16 protein-coding genes are annotated in these 18,217 nt (G+C 72.2%); 4 read left to right on the top strand and 12 right to left on the bottom strand.

Features of this window, described 5'->3' with window-relative positions; genetic code table 11:
• Positions 1 to 74: 74 nt before the first annotated feature.
• The 3 genes from ABH937_RS07580 to ABH937_RS07570 all read right to left on the bottom strand — a co-directional run bounded on the left by ABH937_RS07580 (position 75) and on the right by ABH937_RS07570 (position 2,087).
• On the bottom strand, positions 75 to 1,322 hold the full coding sequence (locus tag ABH937_RS07580) for a transglycosylase family protein (RefSeq protein WP_280688186.1): 1,248 nt from the start codon (positions 1,320 to 1,322) through the stop codon (positions 75 to 77).
• A gap of 110 nt (positions 1,323 to 1,432) precedes the next feature.
• Positions 1,433 to 1,582, bottom strand: coding sequence for a hypothetical protein (locus ABH937_RS07575; protein WP_280688188.1), 150 nt, complete (start codon positions 1,580 to 1,582; stop codon positions 1,433 to 1,435).
• A 148-nt stretch (positions 1,583 to 1,730) separates the two neighbouring features.
• Entirely contained in the window at positions 1,731 to 2,087 is a 357-nt protein-coding gene (locus tag ABH937_RS07570) for a hypothetical protein (protein WP_370217648.1), read from the bottom strand.
• Between the two features lie 163 nt (positions 2,088 to 2,250).
• Between ABH937_RS07570 and ABH937_RS07565 the strand changes: the two genes are divergently transcribed.
• On the top strand, positions 2,251 to 3,246 hold the full coding sequence (locus ABH937_RS07565; RefSeq protein ID WP_370217646.1) for a LuxR C-terminal-related transcriptional regulator: 996 nt from the start codon (positions 2,251 to 2,253) through the stop codon (positions 3,244 to 3,246).
• Positions 3,247 to 3,265: 19 nt separating this feature from the next.
• Here ABH937_RS07565 and ABH937_RS07560 read toward each other — a convergent pair whose 3' ends face one another.
• The 5 genes from ABH937_RS07560 to ABH937_RS07540 form a co-directional block, all read right to left on the bottom strand.
• A complete protein-coding gene (locus tag ABH937_RS07560; RefSeq protein WP_370217645.1) occupies positions 3,266 to 3,949 on the bottom strand; it encodes a Clp protease N-terminal domain-containing protein in 684 nt (227 codons plus the stop codon).
• 49 nt (positions 3,950 to 3,998) lie between these two features.
• Complete coding sequence (locus tag ABH937_RS07555) at positions 3,999 to 4,226, bottom strand: hypothetical protein (RefSeq protein WP_280688195.1); 228 nt, start codon at positions 4,224 to 4,226, stop codon at positions 3,999 to 4,001.
• Positions 4,227 to 4,305: 79 nt separating this feature from the next.
• The gene (locus tag ABH937_RS07550; RefSeq protein ID WP_370217643.1) at positions 4,306 to 7,968 is read right to left on the bottom strand and encodes a tetratricopeptide repeat protein; all 3,663 of its coding nucleotides are present in this window, start codon (positions 7,966 to 7,968) and stop codon (positions 4,306 to 4,308) included.
• The gene (locus ABH937_RS07545) at positions 7,965 to 8,291 is read right to left on the bottom strand and encodes a trypco2 family protein (RefSeq protein WP_280688198.1); all 327 of its coding nucleotides are present in this window, start codon (positions 8,289 to 8,291) and stop codon (positions 7,965 to 7,967) included. Before ABH937_RS07545 ends, ABH937_RS07550 begins: the two co-directional genes overlap by 4 nt.
• 83 nt (positions 8,292 to 8,374) lie before the next feature.
• The gene (locus tag ABH937_RS07540) at positions 8,375 to 9,535 is read right to left on the bottom strand and encodes a low specificity L-threonine aldolase (RefSeq protein WP_370217641.1); all 1,161 of its coding nucleotides are present in this window, start codon (positions 9,533 to 9,535) and stop codon (positions 8,375 to 8,377) included.
• Between the two features lie 322 nt (positions 9,536 to 9,857).
• Here ABH937_RS07540 and ABH937_RS07535 point away from each other — a divergent pair, with 322 nt between their 5' ends.
• A complete protein-coding gene (locus ABH937_RS07535) occupies positions 9,858 to 10,745 on the top strand; it encodes a M23 family metallopeptidase (RefSeq protein ID WP_370217640.1) in 888 nt (295 codons plus the stop codon).
• A 28-nt stretch (positions 10,746 to 10,773) separates the two neighbouring features.
• Here ABH937_RS07535 and ABH937_RS07530 read toward each other — a convergent pair whose 3' ends face one another.
• Positions 10,774 to 11,397, bottom strand: a complete 624-nt coding sequence (locus ABH937_RS07530; protein ID WP_280688201.1) for a TetR/AcrR family transcriptional regulator — start codon at positions 11,395 to 11,397, stop codon at positions 10,774 to 10,776.
• 283 nt (positions 11,398 to 11,680) lie between these two features.
• Here ABH937_RS07530 and ABH937_RS07525 point away from each other — a divergent pair, with 283 nt between their 5' ends.
• Positions 11,681 to 13,282 (top strand): MDR family MFS transporter, encoded by a 1,602-nt coding sequence (locus tag ABH937_RS07525; RefSeq protein WP_280688203.1) that lies wholly within the window; start codon positions 11,681 to 11,683, stop codon positions 13,280 to 13,282.
• Positions 13,283 to 13,354: 72 nt separating this feature from the next.
• Here the strand turns inward: ABH937_RS07525 and ABH937_RS07520 are convergent, their stop codons facing one another.
• A complete protein-coding gene (locus tag ABH937_RS07520; protein WP_280688205.1) occupies positions 13,355 to 14,248 on the bottom strand; it encodes an A/G-specific adenine glycosylase in 894 nt (297 codons plus the stop codon).
• Positions 14,249 to 14,418: 170 nt separating this feature from the next.
• On the opposite strand from ABH937_RS07520, the gene ABH937_RS07515 reads away from it, so the two are divergent.
• A complete protein-coding gene (locus ABH937_RS07515) occupies positions 14,419 to 15,312 on the top strand; it encodes a hypothetical protein (RefSeq protein WP_370217639.1) in 894 nt (297 codons plus the stop codon).
• A 55-nt stretch (positions 15,313 to 15,367) separates the two neighbouring features.
• On the opposite strand, the gene disA is transcribed toward ABH937_RS07515, so the two are convergent.
• Both disA and radA read right to left on the bottom strand, forming a co-directional pair.
• On the bottom strand, positions 15,368 to 16,474 hold the full coding sequence (gene disA / locus ABH937_RS07510) for a DNA integrity scanning diadenylate cyclase DisA (protein WP_280688209.1): 1,107 nt from the start codon (positions 16,472 to 16,474) through the stop codon (positions 15,368 to 15,370).
• A 120-nt stretch (positions 16,475 to 16,594) separates the two neighbouring features.
• A complete protein-coding gene (gene radA, locus ABH937_RS07505; RefSeq protein WP_370217638.1) occupies positions 16,595 to 18,100 on the bottom strand; it encodes a DNA repair protein RadA in 1,506 nt (501 codons plus the stop codon).
• Positions 18,101 to 18,217: the final 117 nt, after the last annotated feature.

Genomic DNA, 18,217 nt, shown 5'->3' with positions numbered 1-18,217 from the left:
ATGGCGGTAAGTGGTCTCAGGGGGACCGGCGTGACGATCCCGGAGGGCGCCGAAGGCGCTCTCGAAGCTGGGGGTCAGGCGCTCGCGCCGCCGGGGACGGCGGTCCAGTTGTTCCAGGTACCGGCGTTGTAGTCCGCGTCGCGGGTGTACACCGCGCCGTCGGCGGCGACCGCGTAGATGTGGTTGACGTTGCCGATGGTCGTGCTGGTGATGGACTTCAGGCTGGAACTGTCCATCTTGGTCCAGGTCGACCAGGTACCGGCCGTGTAGTTGCCCTCGTTGTCGTACAGCGCTCCGTCCGAGCCGATCAGGCTCAGGTGCACCACACCGTTCGACGCGGAAGCGGAGACCGCCTGGGCACCGGCGGCGCCGCCGGGCACGGCGGTCCAGTTGCCCCACGTACCCGCGTTGTAGTCCACGTCGCGGCTGTAGACCGCGCCGTCGGCGGCGACCGCGTAGATGTGGTTGACGTTGCCGATGGTCGTGCTGGTGATGGACTTGAGGCTGGTGCTGTCCGTCTTGGTCCAGGTCGACCAGGTGCCGGTGGTGTAGTTGCCCTCGTTGTCGTACAGCGCTCCGTCCGAGCCGATCAGGCTCAGGTGCACCACACCGTTCGACGCGGAAGCGGAGACCGCCTGGGCACCGGAAGCACCGCCGGGGACGGCGGTCCAGCTGGTCCACGTTCCCGTGCTGTAGTTCGCGTCGCGGGTGTAGACCGCGCCGTCGGCGGCGACGGCGAAGATGTGGTCGACGTTGCCGATGCTGGCGCTGGTGATCGACTTGAGGTTGGAGCTGTCCATCTTGGTCCAGGTCGACCAGTGCCCTGACCCGTAGTCACCGTCGTTGTTGTACTGGGCACCATCCGAGCCGACCAGCTCCAAGTGCACCGTGCTGCTCGTGGCGGACGCCGACAGCGCACCCGCACCAGAAGCCGGCGCCGACGGAGTGGACGGGTACGGGGCGGCCGTGTCGGCGCCAAGTCCCGCCTGCGGGCCGCAGACCGGCCACGCGCCCTGGCCCTGGGAGGTGAGGACGTTCTCGGCTATCAGGATCTGCTGCTGCTCGGTGGCCAGGTCGGCCCGCGCGGCGTACTTGGTGCCACCGAACGCGGCCCAGGTGGAGGAGCTGAACTGCAGGCCGCCGTAGTAGCCGTTCCCGGTGTTGATGCTCCAGTTGCCGGTGCTCTCGCACTGCGCCACCTTCTCCCAGGTGGCGACCGACGCGGCAGAGGCCTGTCCGGTCATCATCGCCTGAGTGGCCAGTGCCGCTACCGAAGCGATGGAAAGTGCGACAGCGGACTTCTTACGGTTGTTCTTGGGCATGGCGGGGCTCCGAGCAGAGTCAGTGAAGCGACGGTGGGTGAGAACCGGGCCGGCGAGACGGAAGGCTGCCCTGCAGGAGCAGCCGTCGGCGGTGCGGCCGGCGGGGTGGGTCAGGAGCCCCAGATCAGGTTGTCCGGGGTCACCGAGGCCGCGGTGGTGACGGCGGGGTGCACGGTGGCCGCGCCGGCGACGGCGGGGAGCGAGAGGGCGGCGGCGAGGGCGATGGTGGCGACCGCGGTGGCCTTGGCGATACGGATCATGGTCGTGATTCCTGTTCTGCGAAGAGTGGCTAGGAGGTGATCCGGTCTCGCGTCCCGCGGTGACGCTTCGTCCGGTGGTGCCCGCCGGGCGGTGCTCCCTGCTGGCGAGTACTAGCTTCGTCGCAGGTCACGGCCCATGGAAGAGAGATCAACTGGACGGAAGCGGCCCTGGCCCGATCAGTCCACCGAGGCCGGAAGAGGACAGCAGCCGGTCGTAGAAGGGCGCGACGAGCGGAGCCTCGGCGCTGACCAGCTGCCAGCCGCGCAACGGGGAGACATCCGTGACCCAGCGTCGGCCCAGTCGCTGCGCGCGCTGCTCCGCCTCTCGCAGGCTGTCCGCCATCAGGTAGAGGCCCAGCGTCGGATACGGCACGGCGTCGGGGTGCACGGCGATGTGCTCAAGGCGGTCCTCGGGCACTGTCATGGCACCGAGCAGGGCGGCCAGCCGGGGAGGAAGGTCGACACCGACCGCCGGCGGGCGCAGCTTCGCGTGGATGAGGTACATGCCGTCGACCATCCCAAAGCGGCCATCCGGCATATAGGGGATCAACGTGGACGCTTCGGTCCCTGGCCCAAAGAGGCCAGGGCGGGCACCCGGTTCGCAATTGTGAATGTGCGACGATCGCACCCATAGGAATCTTTTCGAGTTCACCATGGGGGATCTGCGCGTGCTGGCGAGTCTTGGCCTCGATGTCGCCTCGGAGGCGGTCTACCGCGCGATGCTGGCGCATCCGCAGGACGATGTGGCCGCGCTGGTCCAGCGGCTGGGCGTCTCAGAGGACTCCGTACGGCAGGCGCTGGACACCCTGAGCGAGCTGGCGCTGCTGCGGCCCTCCCACGAGCGGCAGGGCGAGCTGCGGGCCGTGTCGCCGGATGTCGGCATGGAGATCCTGATGGCCAGGCAGCAGGCCGAACTCGCCGCGCAGCAGCTACGGATCGAGGCCTCCAGAGCCGCCGCCGCACAGCTGATCGCGGAATACGCCGAACTGCGGCCCGCCAGCGCTCATCCCGGCGTCGAGCAACTGGTCGGGCTGGACCAGATCCGTGATCGCCTGGTGACCGTCGGGCGGGAGCTCCACACGGAGGTGATGACCTTCGCCCCGGGCGGCGGCCATACCGAAGCGGACATCGCGGCGGCGAAACCGCTGGACCAGGACCTGCTGGACCGGGGGATCCGGATGCGAACCGTCTATCTGGACAGCGTTCGCAATAGCCCGGCCACGGTCGAGTACGTCAACTGGCTCGCCGGACTGGGCGGTGAGGTCCGCACCGTGCCCGCCCTGCCGACCCGCATGATCGTCGCGGACCGGACCACCGCCATCATCCCCGTCAGCGGCGACGACGCGGCCGCAGGCGCCGTCGTCCTCACCGGCCACGGCACCCTCGCCGCGCTCTGCGCGCTCTTCGAGAGCGTCTGGGCCGGCGCGCAGCCGCTGGGCGAGGCCGCACCGAAGGGCACGAACGGGCTGAGCCCGCAGGAGGCGACGGCCATCCGGCTGCTCGCCGACGGACTCACCGACGAAGCGATCGCCAAACGGCTCGGGGTCTCGCACCGCACCGCGCGGCGCCTCGCAACCGAGTTGATGGAGCGCCTGGGCGCCCGGAGCCGGTTCGAGGCCGGCGTCCGCTCGGTCCAGCACGGATGGCTGCCCGGCCGCAGCTGACGCCGGCTCGGTTCGCGCGCTACGCCAGGCCGGCCTCCACCGCCGCCTTGGCGAGGCCGAGGATGCTCAACACCCCCTCGCCGTGCTCGAATTCGAGCAGCGCGAGCAGGATGTGCTCGGTGCCGACGTAGTTGTGGGCCAGTCGGATCGCCTCGCGGAAGGTCAGCTCCAGCACCTTGCGGGCGCCCGCGTCGTACGGGATGAGCTCGGGCACCTCGGCAGCCGCGGCGGGCAGTGCGGCGCTCACGGCGGCGCGGACGGCGTCGGGGGTGAGGCCCTGGGCGATGAGGGCCTTGGCGCCGAGCCCGTCAGGCTCGTGCAGCACGCCGAGGAGCAGGTGGCCGACGCCGATCTCCTCGTTGTGGGCGGCGCGGGCCTCTTCCTGGGCGGCCATCACCACGTGGCGGGCGCGGTCGGTGAAGCGGCCGAAGCCCTGGCTGGGGTCGAGGTCGGAGGGCTCCCCCGGGTCCTTGGGCACGAACCGCTTCTGCGCCGCCTGCCGGGTTACCCCCATGCTGCGCCCGATGTCGGTCCAGGACGCGCCGGAGCGGCGGGCCTGGTCGACGAAGTGGCCGATCAAGTGGTCGGCCACGTCGCCGAGGTGGTCGGCGGTGATGACCGCGCTGGAGAGCTGCTCCAGGACGTCGTCGTTGGTCTTCTTGATGCCGTCGATGAGGTCATCGAGGCGGATGGAGTGCGCCATGCGTCAACCGTAGGTTGACAGCAGCGGCCCGTCAACCCTGGGTTGACACTTACTGGCCGCCGAGCAGGCCCTGGGTCGCCGTGGTGGTGTTCGGGGCCGCGGCGGCGGGACCGTGGTGGTTGCCGAGCAGGGAGTCGACGATGGGGTTGTTGCCCGCCAGGTTCGGCCTGGTGCCGTCGCCGACCACGGTGTCGGCGTGGGCCGCGCTCGGCGCCGCGAGCGAGGCCGCGAAGCCGACGGCGAGGGAGGCGACGGCGAGCATGCTGCGCTTCTTCATGCGCTGGATAACGAGGCGGCGGGCACCAGGTTTCGCCACTCGCGCGGGTGACTTCTGCCGGTCGGCGGATGCCGTGGCGTCACCCGGCGGCCCTCAGGCTCTCCCGTACCGCCACCGTCAGCGGATGCGCCTCGCTCAGGTAGGTGAGGCACAACGCCAGGGTGCGGCCCGCGAGTTGGGCCGCCTCCACCGGCTCGCCGGCCGCCCAGTGCGCCTTGGCCAGCTGGTGGCGGGTGCGCAGCGTGTCCGGGTGGCGCTCGCCGAGCAGTGCCCAACGGTCGCTGAGCACCGCCCGCAGCAGGTTCACCGCGCGCGCCGGGTCGCCGGTCAGCCGGGTGGCGACGCCCAACTCGTAGCGCAGCGCGAGGGTTTCGGGGTGCTCGTCGCCGACCGCCCGCTGGGCCTGCTCCAGCGTGGTGTGCAGCAGGTCGAAGGCCGAGTCGCGCTCGCCGAGGCCCAGGTAGGCGACCGCCAGGTGCCGCCGGGCGGCGAAGGTGGCGGGGTGGGCCTCGCCGTACACCCGGGTGCGGGCGACGTCGATGGCCTCCAGCAGCGGGACGGCGCGGAACTGGTCGTCGGCGGTGAGGTAGGCGGCGGCCAGCCGCAGACCGGCCGCGAGGGTGGTCGGGTAGTCCTCGCCGAGGGCGCGCACGGCGTCGGCGTGGACCTGCTCGAGGGCGGGCAGGGCGCGGGAGAGGTCGCCGAGTTCGGCCAGCGCGGTGGCGGCGTCGGTGCGGATGACCAGGGTGGTCCGGTCGTCCTCGCCGAGGATGCGTTCGGCGTCCGGCAGCAGCCATTCGAAGGCGGTGATCGCCTTGGCCAGCGCGCCGTTGTCGCGCAGCGCGGTGGCGTGGTTGCCACGGGCCTCCAGGGTCGAGCGGCTCTCGGGCCCGTGCAGTTCCTCGGTCTGCGCCTTGAGCTGCTCGAAGAGCGGGACGGCCCGGTCGGTGGCGCCGGCCGTCAGGTAGGCGGTGGCCAGCCGACCCCGGATGTGCAGCAGGTCGGCCGCGGCGGCGGCCGACTCGGCGTCGGCGAGCAGCTGCTGGTAGCGGGCCAGCGCTCCGCTGAGCCGGCCGCAGTCCAGGTAGGCGTCGGCCAGCCGCAGCCGGGGGGCGAAGGTGTCGGGGTGGCCCGCGCCGTAGACCGTCTCGGAGAGGGTGACCAACTGTTCCAGCACCGGGATCGCCTGGCCCAGGTCGCCGGCCTCCTGGTAGGCGCGGGCCAGCATCTCGCGGGAGGTCAGGGCGTCACGGTCGCTCTGCTCGGCGGCGATCCGAGCGTTGACGGCGACCAGACGGGTCAACGCCTCCTCGCCGCCCATCCGTTCGAGCAGCCGGCAGACCAGCCAGAGCGGCAGGTCGGTGTCCGAGCCGAGCAGCGGCAGCAGTTCCTCGCCGATCGCGAACAGGCCCTGCCACTCGCGCTGTTCGAAGGCGGCCTGGTTCTCCACCGGGTACAGCCGCAGCATCGGCAGCAGCGCGCCCAGCACCTCGGCGCGGATGTCCTCGTCCAGCACCGAGGCGTAGGGCAGGCAGCTGGCGGCGATCAGGCGCAACCAGCGTGCCTCGCGCGGCTCCTGGCGGGCGTCGGCGTCGGCCAGCAGTCCGTGCAGCAGGCGGGCCCGGTCGGGGGGCGGGCAGTGGCCGACGGCCATCCGGATCACGTCGGCCCAGTGCTCGTCGGTGGCCTTGTCGACCAGCAGGCCGAAGGAGCGGTCCTGGGCGAACTCCCGTCCGGCCAGGTAGTCCTGGAAGGTGCGGTGGACGAACTCGAAGGTGTCCACGCTGGTCTCGGTGAGCAGACCGGTGCGCTCGACCAGGTGGCGGAGCATCTGTTCGGCGTCGATGCCGGAGCGGGCGGCGGGCAGGCTGGGCAGCACCGAGTCGATCTGGCGCAGCGCGTCGCTGCGGTCGCCCTCGTGCTGGCCGTTGAGCACCAGCCAGCGGGCCATCCGTTGCAGCGGGGCGAGTTGCTCCTCACGGCCGAACTGGTGGCTGAGCGGCTCGACGACCACCCGGCGCTGCTTGTCGCGGCGCAGCAGCAGCATGTCCAGGGCGAGTTCGTAGAGTTCCATCTTGCGTCGGGGCAGCGCGCCCTCCCACTCGCTGTGCAGGGCGCAGATCATCGCGCAGAGCAGCGGGCTGTCGGTGAGCAGTTCGAGCTCGGGCGACTGGCCCAGGGTGCGCCGCAGGGAGTGCTTGCGGGCGCGGAACTCGTCTTCCAGTGCTTCGAGTTCGGTGTCGGTCAGCTGCTCGGGGGCGGTCGCCTCGGTGGTGGCGCGTTCGGCGGCCAGGGCGGCCAGGTGCCAGCGGTCGATGAACCGGTTGCGGTCCCACTCGTCCATCGGGCAGAGCAACAGTTCCTCGAAGCGCAGGTGTTCGAGCCAGCGCGCGGCTACGCCGGAGGGTCGCACGGTGACCAGGGTGAAGCAGTTCGGGTGGGAGGCGAGGAGTTCGGCCAGCCATTCGCCGGCCTCGTCGCGTTCGCTCTGCGGGATCTCGTCCAGGCCGTCGACCAGCAGGATGGCCCGGCCGGTGGCGAAGAGCCGGTCGGCCCAGCCGGGCGGTTGGCCGTCCGCGACCGGGCTGCGGTCCATGGCGAGGAACTCCGCGGGGACCGGCTGCAGGTTGCGCAGCTGGAACATGGTGCGCAGGCGCAGCACGAACGGGACGCGGTAGTTGAGTTCGGCCAGCTCGCCGACCAGGGTGCCGGCCACGGCGTTGACGGCGAGCCACTGCAACAGGGTGGTCTTGCCGGAGCCGGCCTGGCCGCGCAGCAGGACCCGGCGGCGGTCCTTGAGCATGCCCTCGACCCGGCCGCGCCGGTCCGGCGGGCCGAGCAGGGTCTCCCCGCTGGGCACGGCGTCGCCGCGGTGATCACGCCAGGCGCCGGGGCGGGCGGCGGCGCGCTGGGGGTCGGTGAGCTGGACGGCCTGCAGGCTGAGGTAGGCGGTGCCGAGGTCCCAGGGCAGCGACTGCGGCAGACCGAAGATCTTCAGCCGGCCGTGCTCCTTGCCGATGCTGCGGGCGTAGCGCTCCTCGAAGGCGGCGTCCCTGCGTTCGGCCTCCGAGATGCCGAGCACCCGGACCGGCGCGGGCAGGTGGCGGGCCAGCAGCTCGGCCAGGCCGGGCGTGGCGAGCAGCGGGACGAGCGGGATCAGGCCGAGCTGGGAGTGGTGCCAGATGCTGGGCGCCAGGTCGGCGGTGGCCAGGCCGAGCAGCAGGCCGTTGAAGACCACCGGCGCGCCCGACATGCCGGCCCACGGGGAGTCGACGCCGGCCACCGGGCCCGGCGGCGGGTGCTGGGTGCTGAGGGTGTGCCGCCCGGTGCCGATGCCGGTGCCGGGGGCCAGCGTGCCGACCAGCTGGTGGCTGCGCAGCACCACGCCGTCCTCGCGTCCTGCGGCGGGATAGCCGATCGCGTGGCAGAGCGGCAGCGGCTCCAGGCCCTCGATCCGGCCCCACGGCAACGGGCTGAAGGCGGCGGCGAGTTCGGGGCGGACCAGGTCGCGGGCGGCCAGCAGCAGCGCGAGGTCGCAGCTGCCGTCGGGCGCGCGCCAGAGCACCGCGCAGCGCACCCAGCTCACCCCGCCGCCCGGGACGGCGGCCTCGATCCGGACGGGGGCGGCCGCGGCGGGCGGCAGCAGGTGGGCGACGGTGAGGATCAGCCGTCCGGTGAGCAGCAGCCCGCTGCCCTGCGTGGCCGCCCGGACGGCCGCGACCCGCTGGGCGGTCAGGCTCAAAAGCCCTCACCGCTGCCCAGGTCGGGGTTGCCGACCAGGACGTGGCCGTCGGGGCTCTGGGAGTCTCTGGGGGTGAGCGAGACGGTGATCTTGTGGCTGCGGGTGCGGCCGGCGCCGGCCGCGGCGTCGGCGTGCAGCACCCAGGCCTTGACGCCGCCCTTGGCCGTCACGTCGCGGCGCAGCTCGACGGAGAACTCCAGCTCCACCGGGCCGACCTCGAACTGGAACCGCTCGCCGGCCGCGCGTTCGGCCGCCGCCACGAGCTGGCGACGGATGGCCTCGATCGCCTCCGCGAGTTCGATGTCCGCGAACCGGTCGTCCATGTCGCCCCCACCTGGATCGAGCTCCGTCGATTGACCGGTCCACGACCGATCGCTCATCAGCGTTGACGATGGGCGAGTTTGCGTCAACCCCGACTCGGGTCGGCCAGTTTGAGGAAATCCGTGAACGAGTCCGTGACCTGCGCGGGGTTCCAGTCGAGGGCCGGCGTGAGGGCGGTCACCTCGGTCATCGCCAGGCCCGGTTGGCTGGACTCCGTCCAGGTGCCGAAGAGCGCGTCGCCGCTCAGCTCGGCGTGGCGCAGGTTCGCCTCGGTGAGCCGTTCGGGCGGGTAGGGCAGCAGCAGTTGGAACTGGTGGGTGTGCGGCGGATCGGGGTTCAGCCGGCCGCCGGGCACCCGCGCCAGCGCCGGGCGCAGCCCGTCCGCCAGCCGTTGAGCCTGTGTCAGGTAGTCGGGCAGTCTGGGCAGTTCGCGGTCGAGCGCGGCCAGTGCGGAGAGCGCGGCGGGCCACTGCTGGTAGACCAGTCCGCCGTAGCGGTGGCGCCAGCCGCGGGCCTCCTGGATCAGTGCCCGGTCGCCCGCCAGCGCGGCGCCGCTGATCCCGCCCAGCGCCTTGTAGAAGGAGACGTAGACCGAGTCGCCCAGCGCCGCGAGCTGCGGCAGCGGCCGGCCGTAGTGCGCGGCGGACTCCCAGAGCCGGGCGCCGTCCAGGTGCACCACGGCCCCGCGCTCGCGCGCGACGGCCACCAGGTCGGTCAGCTCGCTCCACCGGGGCAGCAGGAACCCGGCGGCCCGCAAGGGCAGTTCGAGCATCAGGATGCCGTACGGCTCGTCGAATCCGCGCAGTTCGGCGGCGGTCGCCAGCCGCGCCGCGGTGGTGGGCCAGACCGCGTCCAGTCCGGTGAGCCGGCGGTAGGCGCGGCGCTCGTGGGTCTCCAGGTGGAACAGCGGATGGGTGGCGACCACCGGATCGCCGCCGCGTCGGGCCCAGCAGCGCAGCGCGACCTGCTGGGCCATGGTGCCGGTGGGGAAGAAGAGTGCGGCGGGCTTGCCGAGCAGCTCGGCGACCCGCTCCTCCAGTTCGGCGACCACGCCGTCACCGTAGAAGTCGGGCCGCTCCAGCGGTCCGACGGCGCTGCGCGCATCGGCGCCCAGCTCCGCCAGGCGTTCGTGCAGGGTGACCGGGCGCGACCCGGAGAGGATCCGCCGGCCGGCCCGCCAGAGGGTGAAGCGGCGGTCCGCCGCACTGGACACCGAATCCGATCGACCGTTCGACTCGTAGGCCATCCCTCGATGGTCCATCAGGCGGGCGGTGCGCGGAATGCCCGCGACAGAAGCGGTGGTGGCACTCGTCACAGCAGGGCGAGCCGATGGGAGGGCAGATACGAGGGCCGATAGTAGACCCGCCGATGATCCGATCAGTGGATCAATCCGCCGATCGCCTGAAAATTTGAGACGCCTTCCACTACACGCCGTCGTAGCTGATCGGATTTCGCTACCACCTCATCGACGGTTACATCTGTAGGGTCCCCCGCCGAGCGCCCGCCAGGGCCGGCTCCGCGCTGTCCCCGAACCCCCGTCCCCGAACCGCTGCGAGGTCGAGCACACGTTGTCCGTCGAATCGTCCGTCGAAGTCGAGCCCGTCGAGGTCGAAGCTGTCGAAGTCGAAGCTGTCGAGCCCGCCATCGAGTCGGCCGCCACCACGGTGCGCCGCACCGCGCCGCCCGGGGTCGGCCCGTACGCCGTCTTCCGCGGGCCGCACCGGCGCAAGGCGATCTCCTCGGCGCTGGCGGGGGCCGCGTTGCTCGGGGTGGGGCTGGCGGCGGTCCCGGGCAGCGCGGTGGCGCAGACGGTGCACCCGACCACGCCCGACAGCTCCGCGTTCGGCGTGGCGCACGGCAGGGTGCCGTTCGACAACCTGGTGCAGGTGGCCGACCCGAGCGCGTACCAGCTGCCGCAGGGGGCGGCGTCCTCCCAGCAGGCCGTCGCGGTGGCGGGCAACCTGGCGGCCGCGGCGGCCCCGCAGGAGCACCCGGCACCCCCGGCGCCGCCCACCCCGTCCACGCCGCCCGCACCGCCGGCCCGGCCCGACTGGTCGGCCCCCGCGCCGGGCGCGCCGATCAGCAACGGCTTCGGCCACCCCGATCCCGGCTACGCGGCCGGCTACCACACCGGCGTGGACTTCGCGGTGAACGAGGGCACCCCGCTGGTCGCGGTCGGCGCCGGCAGCGTGGTCTCGGCCGGCTGGGCCGGCGCCTACGGCAACGAGGTGGTGCTGGCGCTTTCCGACGGCCACTTCGCGCAGTACGCGCACCTGTCGCGGCTGGACGTCGAGGCCGGCGACCAGGTGACGGCCGGTCAGCGGATCGGCGCCGCCGGCAGCACCGGCAACGCCACCGGGCCGCACCTGCACTTCGAGATCCGCACCACCGACACCTACGGCGCGGTGATCGACCCGGTCGCCTACCTGCGGGCGCACGGGGTCACGGGCCTCTGACGGTCGGGCCGGCGGCCCGACCACGGCGCTACCGCGCGTGGATCCGGGCGGAGTTCTCCAGCGCCACGGTCAACGCGGCCGCCATCGCCGCCTCCACCGACGCCGTCCACTCCGGCCCGCCCGGCGTGCAGCCGTTCGGCTGGTTCAGGTCGTTCTCCAGGTCGTTCTTGAGCACGAAGAACGCCGAATTCACCGAGAACAGCGCCATGGTGGCGCGCAGCCGGTCCTCGAAGCCCGCGCCCGGGCCGTGCACCAGGCTGACCAGCTTGCCCATCCGCTTCTTGAACTCGAGCCCGGACGGCGAGTCGCGCAGCGCGGGCTGGTTCTCGTGGAAGAACCGCAGCAGCGGGGCCCGCTCGGCCGCGCCCGCCGCGAACCGGCGGATCAGCTCGTCGCGCACCTCGGGCGACCAGGTGTGCAGCTCACCCCAGGCGATGGTCGCGTCGATCGGCGCCGCCATCGACTCCACGATGCCGTGGACGATGTCGTCCTTGGTCTTGAAGTGGTAGTACAGCGCCGCCTTGGTGACCCCCAGCCGGTCGGCGATCTCCCGCAGCGAGGTTCCCTCGTAGCCCTGTTCCGAGAAGAGCTCCAGCGCGACCTCGATGATCCGCGCGCGGGTGCCACCGCGGGGGCTCTGCGACGTACTCATGGCTTCGTGGCCTGCCTAGCTAGCTGCGGTAAGGGACCGTCGTGGTCGAGTCGCACCCGCCCACGTCATGCGGACATTCTGGCCGTCCGCAACCTCGTGACCGAATTCGGCTTGACGCCTGGCTTATCCAGACCTTACCGTGCCAGCTGAGCAATAACTAGCCGGTCGGCAAGTAAGTCCAGCTAGCAGCAGAGCGAAGCACAGGACGCAGCCGACGACAAGAGGCCGTGAACCGCGAATCCCACGCGGCCCACGGTCCGAACGCGCTTTCGGGAGAGGCACCATGGCACAGCAGCAGGTCGACGCCAAGGCGGAGAACCCGCCCGAGGGCGTCGCGGGGGAGGCCGGCGACCAGCGACCGGCCCGTACGCACCGGGAGATCAGGCTGGTGATGATCGGCCTGGTCATCACCATGATGCTCGCGATGCTCGACAACCTGATCGTCGGCACCGCGATGCCCACCATCGTCGGTGACCTGCACGGGGCCAACCACCTGTCCTGGGTGGTCACCTCGTACACCCTGGCCACCGCGGCGGCCACCCCGGTCTGGGGCAAGCTCGGCGACCTCTACGGCCGCAAGGGCACCTTCCTCACCTCGATCGTGATCTTCCTGATCGGCTCGGCGCTGGCCGGACTGTCGCAGAACATGAACGAGATGATCGCCTTCCGCGCCCTTCAGGGCCTGGGCGCCGGCGGTCTGATGGTCGGCGTGATGTCGATCATGGGCGCGCTGGTCTCGCCCCGCGAGCGCGGCAAGTACCAGGGCATGTTCGCCGCCGTCATGGCGATCGCCACGGTCGGCGGCCCGCTGCTGGGCGGCTTCATCACGGACCACTTCAGCTGGCACTGGATCTTCTACATCAACCTGCCGCTGGGCCTGGTCGCCCTCGCCGTGGTGTGGGTCACGCTGCACCTGCCCAAGGTCCGCTCCACCGCGAAGATCGACTACGCCGGCGCGGCCCTGCTGACCATCGGCATCGTCTCGCTGGTGCTCATCACCACCTGGGGCGGCACCCAGTACGCCTGGGGCTCCAAGCACATCATCGGTCTGATCGTGCTGGCCGCCGCCGCGCTGATCGGCTTCTGCTACGTCGAGCAGCGGGCCCAGGAGCCGATGCTGCCGCTGAGCCTGTTCCGCAACCGCGACTTCACCGTGGTCTCGATCATCGGCTTCATCGTCGGCTTCCAGATGTTCGGCGGCGTCACCTTCCTGCCGCAGTACCAGCAGATAGTCCAGAACGCCTCGGCCACCAACTCCGGCCTGCTGCTGATGCCGATGATGTTCGGCATGCTGGTGGTCTCGCTGGTGGTCGGTCAGGTGGTCACCAAGACCGGCAAGTACCGGATCTTCCCGATCATCGGCACCGTGGTGATGGGCGCCGGCTCGCTGCTGCTCTCCACCATGGGCACCGGCACCACCCGGCTGACGTCCAGCATCTTCATGGCGGTGCTCGGCGCCGGCATGGGCTTCCTGATGCAGATCACCATGCTGGTCTCGCAGAACAGCGTCGAGCTCAAGGACATGGGCGTGGCCAGCTCGACCGCCACCCTGTTCCGCACCATCGGCGGCTCCTTCGGTGTGGCGCTGTTCGGCGCGATCTACACCAACCGGATCACCGACACCTTCAAGGGCGCCCCGGGCGCCGGCGCGGGCGGCGGGGTCGACCAGATGACCCCGGCGAAGCTGCGCGCGCTGCCCGATCCGGTGCAGAACCTGTTCCACCACGCGGTGTCCAACGGCATCCACTCGGTCTTCATCTGGGCCGCGCTGATCAGCCTGGTCTCCGTCGTGGCCGCCCTCTTCCTGAAGGGCACCCCGCTGCGCGGCGCCGGCCAGGGTGCCGAGAAGCCCGAGAGCAGCGACATGGCGGCGATGGCGCACTGACGCCGGACGTCCGCCCGAGAAGCTGACGGCGGGTGGGCCCGGAGGGATCCCGGGCCCACCCGCCGTCGTCGTTCACGCCGGAAGGCGGAAACGTTCCGAGCCGACGGGCTCGACGAGCCCGTCGATGATCAGACCGTCCAGCGCGCGGGACCGCTGCACGGCGTCGGGCCACACGGCGTCCAGCCGCTGCCGCGGGACCTCGCCGTGCGCCTCGCGGAGCACCGCGAGCAGCTTGCCGCGCACCTGACGGTCGGTGCCCTCGTAGCTCTGGCCGCGGCGGGCCGGGCCCTGGTACGGCGGTCGCCCTGCCCGGTCCCAGGCGCAGTGCGGGCGCAGCGGGCAGTCGCCGCACTCGGGGCCGCGCGCGGTGCAGACCAGGGCGCCCAGCTCCATCACTCCCACCGCCCAGGCGGCGGCCACCTCCGGGTGGTCGGGGAGCAGTTCGGTGGCGGTGCGGCGCTCGGCCGCGGTGGTGGCCTGGGCGGGGTACTCCTCGCCGGTCACCGCGCGGGCGAAGACCCGGCGGACGTTGGTGTCCAGCACCGCGTGCCGCTGGCGGAAGGCGAACGAGGCGACGGCCGCCGCCGTGTACTCGCCGACGCCGGGCAACGCGAGCAGTTCGGCGTGGTCCGCGGGCACCTCGCCGCCGTGCCGCTCGACGATCGCGGCGGCGGCCGCGTGCAGCCGCAGGGCGCGGCGCGGGTAGCCGAGCCGGCCCCACATCCGCACCGCCTCGCCCGGGGCGTCGGCGGCCAGCGCGGCGGGGGTGGGCCAGCGCTCCAGCCAGGCGGCGTAGGCGGGCAACACCCGCTTGACCGGGGTCTGCTGGAGCATGAACTCGCTCACCATCACCGCCCAGGGCGAGGCGTCGGGCGCCCGCCAGGGCAGGTCGCGGGCGTTCTCCCGGTACCAGTCGAGCACGATGCCGTGCAGCAGCGGGGCGGGGGTCACAGAGGTCGTTGCCATAGCTCTCCGATCCTCGCACACCATGAGGGGGCCGAACGGGCGCCGGATCGCCGCCGGGTGGCCGCCGGATCGTCGCTCGAACGGCGGAAATACCGGATCATCGGAAAGATCGGGGTTCGAGAGCGGTGTTGGTGCAACGAGCGGTGCTCCGGCTCTCGTAGAGTTTGATCGTGCCTTCTCTGCGTCAGCCCGTCGGACCGCTGCCCGCCTCGATCTACTGGCGACGGCGGGTTGTTGTGCTTGCCGCCCTCGCGGTGGTGGTGGCCCTGATGGGGTGGCTGACGCTGGGTCAGGGTGGCGGGAACGGCGGCAAGGAGAAGACCGCGCAGCCCGTGCCGGCCCACAGCACGCCGCCCTCCCCCGGCTCGATCACGCCTGGCGCCACCCCGACCGGTCCCGCGATCAGCTCGCACCCCGGCGGCTCCAGCGGCGGCACCGGGAGCGGCTCTGCGGTCGGCGGCTCTGGCTCTGGCAGCAGCGGCGCCACGAGTGGCAGCGGTGCTCCTGGTACTCCCGGTTCGACGAGCGGCGGCAGCGGCGGCACCACGGGCGGCAGCAGCACCACGGGCGGCAGCGGCACCACCGGCGGCGGCAGCTCGGGCGGTGACGGCGGCGGCACCCCGCCGATCAACACCGGCGACGTGCTGGCCCTGCCCGCCTGCACCGCCTCCCAGCTCACCCTGCAGCTGGCCGGCACCCAGGACGCCTACCAGGCCAAGGACAAGCCGACCTTCGAGCTGAAGATCCACAACGTCTCCACCGCGACCTGCCGCGTCGACCTCGGCCAGACCGCCTCCGCGATCACGGTCAGCTCGGCCAGCGGCGAGCGGTTCTGGTCCTCGGCCGACTGCGCGACCGACAAGCAGAGCCGGTGGGTGCAGGTCTCCCCTGCCGACGTGCTGACCGAGACCTTCGTCTGGGACCGCTCGCACAGCCAGCCGCAGTGCGCGACGCCGACCGACACCTCGCCGGCACCGGTCGGCAAGTACTCGGTGCAGGCCGAGCTGACCGGCCCCGGCGGCGGCCCGGTCAAGGCCCTGGTCTCCACCCGGCTGGACAGCTGACCGTACGTCCGAGCCGATGTGCTGAGCCGACGCGCTGAGCTGACACAGTGTCAGCTCAGACGTAACGCTCCAGGATCGAGGACTCCGCCAGCCGCGACAGCCCCTCGCGCACCGAACGGGCCCGGGTCTCGCCGACGCCCTCGACGGCCTGCAGGTCGTCGATGCTGGCCGCGAGCAGCTTCTGCAGCCCGCCGAAGTGCTCGACCAGCCGCTCGATGACGGTGTTCGGCAGCCGGGGGATCTTCGCCAGCAGCCGGTAGCCGCGCGGCGAGACCGCGGAGTCCAGCGACTCGGGCGAGCCGGAGTAGCCGATCGCCTTGGCCACCGTCTGCAGGTCGAGCAGCTCGGCGTGGGTGAGCGCCTCCAGGTCGGCCAGCACCTCGGGGACGGTGCGCCCGCGCTTGGCGGCCCGCTCGGGGAAGTAGTCCCGGGCGACCAGCTCGCGCTCCGGCTCCACGCCCGCGATCAGCTCGTCCAGCTGGAGCGAGAGCAGTCGCCCGTCGATGCCGAGCTCCAGCACGTACCCGGCGATCTCGGCCGCGATCAGCCGGACCATCTCCAGCCGCTGGGCCACCGCCGTGACGTCCCGGACCGTGACCAGGTCCTCGATCTCCAGCGCGGAGAGCGTGCCGGCCACCTCGTCCAGCCGCAGCTTGTAGCGCTCCAGGGTGGCCAGCGCCTGGTTGGCCCGGGAGAGCACCGTGGTCGAGTCCTCCAGGACCCGGCGGGTGCCGTTGACGTACATCGCGATCAGCCGCATCGAGTGCGAGACGGCGACCACCGGGAAGCCGGTCTGCTTGTTGACCCGCTCGGCGGTGCGGTGGCGGGTGCCGGTCTCGTCGGTGGGGATCGCGGCGTCCGGCATCAGGTGCACCCCGGCCCGGACGATCTTGGTGATGTCCTTGTCGAGCACCACCGCGCCGTCCAGCTTGCACAGCTCGCGCAGCCGGGTCGCGGTGAACTCGACGTCCAGCACGAAACCGCCGGTGCAGACCGACTCGACCGTCTTGTCGAAGCCGAGCACGATCAGGCCGCCGGTGTTGGCCCGCAACACCCGCTCCAGGCCGTCGCGCAGCGGCGTGCCGGGCGCGATCGCCAACAGCGAGGAGCGCAGCAGGGCCTCTTCGCGGGGGGACTTCTCCGCCCGGTCGCTCGCTGCCACGTGACTCCTTAGGCCGGCCGGTTCGCGCCACCCGGTGGCCCCGGTCCCTCGTTGGCTACTGCCCGTTCTGGTGCTGGACAGGGCAAAGTCTACGGTGCGGGCGCGCTGACGGAGCCTCGGTCAGCCCAGTTCGTCCGAATCGACCGGTTCCCAGCCCGCCATCACCTCCTCGGGCCAGGCGGCCGGCGGCGGCACCAGCGGGGCGCCGACGGCCTGCGGGCGCTGCTCCGTGCGGGGCTTGGCGGCGGCCCGGCGACGGCCGGGGATCGCCTGCAGCGCCTCGCCGATGTCCGCCACCTCGACCACCTTCATGCCCGGCGGCACCTTGCCCGGGTCCGGCGGGACCAGCGCGTGGGTGAAGCCGAGCCGGTGCGCCTCGGCGAGCCGGCGCTGCACGCCGGTCACCCGGCGGACCTCACCGGCCAGGCCCACCTCGCCGATCGCGACCAGGTTGCTGGGCAGCGGCGTGTCGGTGGAGGAGCTGGCCACCGCCAGCGCCACGGCCAGGTCGGCGGACGGCTCGCTGAGCTTCACCCCGCCGACGGTGGCGGTGTAGATGTCCTGCTTGCCGAGCTTGACGCCGCCGTGCCGCTCGACCACGGCCAGGATCATCGCGATCCGGGGCGACTCCAGGCCCGAGGTGGTCCGGCGCGGCGAGGGGATCTGGGAGTCCACCATCAGCGCCTGCACCTCGGCGACCAGCGGGCGCTTGCCCTCCAGGGTCACCGTCAGGCAGGTGCCGGGAACCGGCTTGTCACGGCGGGTCAGGAAGAGGCCGGAGGGGTCGGCCAGACCGACGATGCCCTCGTCGTGCAGCTCGAAGCAGCCGACCTCGTCGGTGGCGCCGTAGCGGTTCTTGACACCCCGGATGATCCGCAGCCGGGCGTGGCGGTCGCCCTCGAAGGAGAGCACCACGTCGACCAGGTGCTCCAGCAGGCGGGGGCCGGCGATCTGGCCGTCCTTGGTGACGTGGCCGACCAGCAGGGTGGCCATGCCGCGGTCCTTGGAGGCGCGGATCAGCGCCCCGGCCACCTCGCGCACCTGGGCCGGGCCGCCGGGGGCGCCGTCCAGCTCGGCGGAGGCGATGGTCTGGACCGAATCGAGGATCAGCAGGCCGGGGTTGACCTGGTCGATGTGGCCGAGCACCGCGCCCAGGTCCTGCTCGGCGGCGAGGTAGAGGTGGTCGGAGAGCGCGTCGATCCGGTCGGCGCGCAGCCGGACCTGGCCCGCCGACTCCTCACCGGTGACGTAGAGGGTGCGGTGCTGGGAGGTGGCGGCCTTGGCGGCGACGTCCAGCAGCAGGGTGGACTTGCCGACGCCGGGCTCACCGGCCAGCAGCACCACGGCGCCCGGGACCAGGCCGCCGCCGAGCACCCGGTCCAGCTCCGGCACGCCGGTGGAGCGGGCGGTGGCGACCTGGCCGTCGACCTGGCCGATCGGGCGGGCCGGGGCGCTGACCGGGCCGGCGGCGGTGGTGCGGATCGGCACGGCGCCGTACTCCTCCACCGTGCCCCAGGCGTTGCACTCGGGGCATCGGCCGACCCATTTGGGCAGCTGGTTGCCGCACTCCGTGCAGCGGTAGGCCGGACGGGGCTTGGCGGTGGTCTTCGCGGTGCGGGCTGCCATGGGGGCCACGGTAGCGGGTGGGACCGACAACGAGTTGTCAGCCGCTGTGTGGTGCTGTTACCCGAAAGAAGGACAAACGGCCCGACTTTCAGGGTCGCCGGGCGCCGGATCCCTACC

It is taken from the genome of Kitasatospora sp. GAS1066B (assembly GCF_041262605.1).
In the GTDB taxonomy this organism is placed as follows: Bacteria; Actinomycetota; Actinomycetes; order Streptomycetales; family Streptomycetaceae; genus Kitasatospora.
The sequence above is the reverse complement of the archived record's forward strand: the minus strand, read 5'-3'. Positions and strand labels throughout refer to the sequence as shown.

Excerpts from the sequence above, each read along its gene's own strand:
- ABH937_RS07580 (WP_280688186.1), bottom strand. The coding sequence starts at position 1,322 with ATGCCCAAGAACAACCGTAAGAAGTCCGCTGTCGCACTTTCCATCGCT.
- ABH937_RS07575 (WP_280688188.1), bottom strand. The coding sequence starts at position 1,582 with ATGATCCGTATCGCCAAGGCCACCGCGGTCGCCACCATCGCCCTCGCC.
- ABH937_RS07570 (WP_370217648.1), bottom strand. The coding sequence starts at position 2,087 with ATGTACCTCATCCACGCGAAGCTGCGCCCGCCGGCGGTCGGTGTCGAC.
- ABH937_RS07560 (WP_370217645.1), bottom strand. The coding sequence starts at position 3,949 with ATGGCGCACTCCATCCGCCTCGATGACCTCATCGACGGCATCAAGAAG.
- ABH937_RS07555 (WP_280688195.1), bottom strand. The coding sequence starts at position 4,226 with ATGAAGAAGCGCAGCATGCTCGCCGTCGCCTCCCTCGCCGTCGGCTTC.
- ABH937_RS07545 (WP_280688198.1), bottom strand. The coding sequence starts at position 8,291 with ATGGACGACCGGTTCGCGGACATCGAACTCGCGGAGGCGATCGAGGCC.
- ABH937_RS07540 (WP_370217641.1), bottom strand. The coding sequence starts at position 9,535 with ATGGCCTACGAGTCGAACGGTCGATCGGATTCGGTGTCCAGTGCGGCG.
- ABH937_RS07530 (WP_280688201.1), bottom strand. The coding sequence starts at position 11,397 with ATGAGTACGTCGCAGAGCCCCCGCGGTGGCACCCGCGCGCGGATCATC.
- ABH937_RS07525 (WP_280688203.1), top strand. The coding sequence starts at position 11,681 with ATGGCACAGCAGCAGGTCGACGCCAAGGCGGAGAACCCGCCCGAGGGC.
- ABH937_RS07520 (WP_280688205.1), bottom strand. The coding sequence starts at position 14,248 with ATGGCAACGACCTCTGTGACCCCCGCCCCGCTGCTGCACGGCATCGTG.
- radA (WP_370217638.1), bottom strand. The coding sequence starts at position 18,100 with ATGGCAGCCCGCACCGCGAAGACCACCGCCAAGCCCCGTCCGGCCTAC.